We start from the raw sequence: 4,108 nt of genomic DNA, 5'->3' as shown, positions 1-4,108 counted from the left end.
GAGTTCCTGGCCAACATGAGTCACGAGATCCGGACGCCGATGAACGGCATCCTGGGGATGACCGGACTTGCACTCGAGACGGAGCTGGACGCCGAACAGAGTGGCCACCTCGACGCGGTTCGCTTTTCCGCCGAATCGCTACTCACGATCATCGACGACATCCTGGACATTTCCAAGATCGAAGCCGGCAAGCTCTCTCTGGAATCGATCCCCTTCAGCCTGCGAGAAGTCGTCTGCGAAGCGGTCAAGAGCTTCGCCCATCGAGCGAGCGAGAAACAACTCGAGCTGGTGCACTCCATTGAATCGGGAATCCCGGATCTTTTGATCGGAGATCCCGTGCGGCTACGCCAGGTCTTGCTCAACCTTGTGGGCAACGCGATCAAGTTCACTGAAGGCGGCGGGGTCCAGGTTCGTGTCGCCCGTGCGGCCGACGACGGCGGAAATCTGCGCCTCCAGTTCGAGGTCGCCGATAGTGGTATCGGGATTCCTCAGAACAAGCGGGAATTGATCTTCGAGTCATTCTCTCAGGCAGACGGTTCGACGACTCGACTTCACGGCGGAACGGGACTGGGACTCGCAATCTCCTCGCAACTGATCGAGATGATGCGGGGAAAGATATGGGTCGAAAGCGACCCCGGTCGTGGCAGCAATTTCTTCTTCACCGTTGAGCTCATGAAAGATCGACGTCGAAGAGAATCCCATGCTGTCGGCAGCGACGGCGCAACGCAAGCTCCCGGGCTGCGAGTCCTGGTCGCCGAGGACAATGCGATCAACCTGCGGCTCGTCACCCGCGTGCTCGAAGGACACGGTCACACGGTCGTTCCCGCGGGCAACGGTAGCGATGCCGTCACCGCGTGTTCGCGGGAACGATTCGATCTGGTGTTGATGGACGTACAGATGCCCGAGATGGATGGCCTCGAGGCTACCGCCGCAATTCGCGAACTGGAGCGTTCGACCGGTGAACACCTGCCGATAGTCGCGCTCACCGCCCACGCCATGAAGGGCGATCGGGAGCGATGCCTCGAGGCCGGAATGGACGACTACACGACCAAGCCGCTGCAGATCGACGAGCTGCTTCGAATCATCGCCGGTCACTCCAGATCGATCGACACGACTTCGAGGGGTGCGTCATCCGGCCCGCGCAAGCTGTTCGACTTCGAGGCAGCGCTGGAGCGCGCCGGCGGCGACCCTGTGCTTCTGGCCGAAGTGGTCGAGCTGCTTCGCCAGGACAGTGCCCGGCGCGTCGAGGAGATCCGGCAGGCCTTGGACGCCGGCGACGCTCACAACGTGGAGTGCTTGGCGCATGCTTTGAAAGGTGGCCTGGCCAATCTCGCCGCCGCTCCCGCCGCCGAGGCCGCACTCTGTCTCGAAACTCTGGGTCGCGAAGGCGATCTCGCGCATGGGGCGGAAGCGCTGCGAATGCTCGAGGCCGAGCTCGACCTTTTGATGGGTGCGCTGAACTCGCTGGAAAATTCGTCGCTGGAAGCGACTCCGGCCTGACCTCAGGGGCAGGCAAGCTCCCAGGCTGGGCAGCCGCTCGATGCTGTCGCTTGTGTCACCGTACGACCCCTCATACGACGGAATCGCGTCGTAGGTCCTGACAACTCCCGTCGAGCAAGTCAGAGGTGCGAAGACAAGACCGGCGGCTCTTGCTCCAGGCCCGGAGAGGCACTATCCATTAATGAAGGTTCGATTCCCCCTGGATGCTTCGGAGAGGTGATCATGAGACGATACGGCCCGATCGTCGCGGCGCTCGCCGCATTGCTGCTGTGCAACACGCTGGTCGCCGGTGAATTCGAAGACGCGGTCCGGGCCCGCTGGCGCGGAGCCTGGGTGACCCTCGAGATCGAGTCCTACTCCAGCTGTTCGGGGAGTTACTCCAACAACGATGTCTCCGGCCGGTTCGTCAGCTCCAAAGCGGGACGCAAGTTCGAGCCCGGAGAGTTGGCCAAGGTCAACAAGGTGCAGATCAAGCGCAAGAAAGCCGAACTGATGGTGACCGTTCCGGCGACCACGTTGTTCCCGCGGCAAGACGGCCCGTTCACGCTGTATGACGAGCGGAACTGCGCCATCGAGCTGGAGGTCACCGTCCCACGAGATCTGATCAAGGCCAAGGACGTCGATGCGGTCGATCGGCTACTGGCGGCGGTCGCCGAGCGATTCGCCACCGAAGCCGAGGCCAGGGATTCGTCATCATGGAACGGTCGTGGCGATGACACCTACCCGGACGACTACGAGTTGACGCTGGCGCGTCACGCCGTTTGGAAAGCCGAGCAGACCAACCTGACCATCAACGAGCGACTCGGCGCCGCGATGGACCAGGTCGAAGATCTCGCGGAGCAAGTCGATGACGATCCGGACTATCTCAACGGATTCGCGGCGGGTACGCATGAAATGCGGGAGTGGAACGAGCGTGCCTGCGCGAAGCTTCTGGGCGGAGAGTTCGTGAAGTTTCGACATCGCGCCCCGAAAGAGCGTGGCGAGGACGGCAAATGGAGCGAGGGCTACTACGACGGCCAGGAACTCGTATACAGCATCGCGATCATGAGGCGCTTGCCCAGCTGCTACGTCGAGGTGCCGCCCGATCCCGAGGATTCGTGAGTCCTGTCCACGCCGAGGCTCAAAGACGACGAAAGAGCGTCCCTTAATCCCCAGCAATGGCATCAATTCGGCTGTTCTTCTGCTAGCTTGGAAGTAGAGGGTGCGTGCTGCACGCGTCCGGGAGGTCGACATGACCCCATCCACTGCAACCAGGCGCTGGGAGGACCTGGACCAAGCCACTCGCGAAGAGTTCGATGCACGTTTCATCGAGGAGCTGGCGAACTGGCAAGAGATCGGGCTGAGCGATGAAGGCATTCGGGTTTACCTCGAGTATCGCCGGGAACGCCCTGATGCGGCGATCACGACGTACGAAGAGGGGCGGATTCACAAAATGCTGCGCCCCTACACCGATCCCTCCGAACGGGTGGATCCGGTCGAGGCCGAAGAGCACATCGACGCCGTCGAGGTTCTCGGGGCCAAGAGATTTCATCTAACCAACGTGCAGACCTACGGTGCGATCATGCTGGTGCTGACGCTCGTGGCCTTCGTGGTCTTTCTGGTCTGGGTCGGTTAGGACGTCGTCCGGCGCTCAGGCGTTTTCGTCCCGCTTGGCAGCCGAGGGGATCAGCACGCGGCACATCCGTTTCGTGAAATAGTAGATCCGTTTGTAGTTCTCGAGGATGTTCATCTCCATCGAGTAGGTCTCTTCACGGTTCGGCGCAGCGGCCACGAGTCGTTCGGCACCGTGGAGGGCCGCGGAATCCGCGAGGCGATTGATCTCACCCTTCATATCGACGACTATCCTCGCCGCGGCTTCGTTCTTCTGGGTCACAGCCAGCAGCGCCGAGTCGAGAGCTCGCACCACGGAAGCGTGGAACTCGCAGATCACTTCCTGCGTTTGCATGCTGATGCTCAATCCGACCTCGATGCGCCGTTGGCCAAGCGTCACGAGATTGGTTTCGATGATGTCTCCGATGTTCTCCAGATCGTTGGTCGAAGCCATCAACTGAACGAATTCCTCCGTCTCTGCCTCCGTGAGCTTGACCTGGCTGATCCTGCCGAGGTAGGAGACGATTCGGCCGTGCAGCGAATCGACGGCGTCGTCCATCTCGGCGATGCGCGTTAACTCCTCGTTTGTTCCCGACAGCACGGCGGGCAAGATCGCGATCAGCATTTCCTTGACGCGATCTCCGAGGTGAAGGATCTCCAGCCGCACGCGATCGAGCGCCAACGACGGCGTATTGATCAACTCGAAATCCAGGTACTTGGCGCGAACCGCCTCTTCTTCTTCGATGGGGCGGTCGGGCACAAACCTCTCGGCAAGCCAGGCAAACTGAGTCGCAAACCCGATAAACACGAACGTATTCACGACGTTGAACACGGTGTGCCCGTTCGCAATCTGACGCGGGGTTTCAGCCGCCAGCTTCTCCGCGCCGGCCAGCCCCTCGGCAGCCGGCGAGATCCAGAGGACGAATTGCGCCAGTTGATCGATGAAGGGCAACCAGATCAACACTCCGGCGACATTGAACAGGACATGCACCAGCGCGGCGCGAAGCGCCTCTCGCGG

At 61.2% G+C, this 4,108-nt stretch carries 4 protein-coding genes; 3 read left to right on the top strand and 1 reads right to left on the bottom strand.

What is annotated here, in order from left to right; all coding sequences use genetic code 11:
- From GY725_10630 to GY725_10620, 3 genes are all read left to right on the top strand, one after another.
- A partial coding sequence (locus tag GY725_10630) for a response regulator (protein MCP4004641.1) occupies nucleotides 1-1,500 on the top strand: 1,500 nt, incomplete at its 5' end.
- Nucleotides 1,501-1,722: 222 nt separating this feature from the next.
- Nucleotides 1,723-2,601, top strand: a complete 879-nt coding sequence (locus tag GY725_10625) for a hypothetical protein (protein MCP4004640.1) — start codon at nucleotides 1,723-1,725, stop codon at nucleotides 2,599-2,601.
- A gap of 130 nt (nucleotides 2,602-2,731) precedes the next feature.
- The gene (locus tag GY725_10620) at nucleotides 2,732-3,115 is read left to right on the top strand and encodes a hypothetical protein (protein MCP4004639.1); all 384 of its coding nucleotides are present in this window, start codon (nucleotides 2,732-2,734) and stop codon (nucleotides 3,113-3,115) included.
- A 15-nt stretch (nucleotides 3,116-3,130) separates the two neighbouring features.
- Here the strand turns inward: GY725_10620 and GY725_10615 are convergent.
- Nucleotides 3,131-4,108, bottom strand: a 978-nt coding sequence (locus tag GY725_10615; GenBank protein MCP4004638.1) for a Na/Pi cotransporter family protein, incomplete at its 5' end; no start/stop codon positions are given.

This window comes from bacterium, from assembly GCA_024226335.1.
Taxonomy (GTDB): domain Bacteria; phylum Myxococcota_A; class UBA9160; order SZUA-336; family SZUA-336; genus JAAELY01.
The sequence above is the reverse complement of the archived record's forward strand: the minus strand, read 5'-3'. Positions and strand labels throughout refer to the sequence as shown.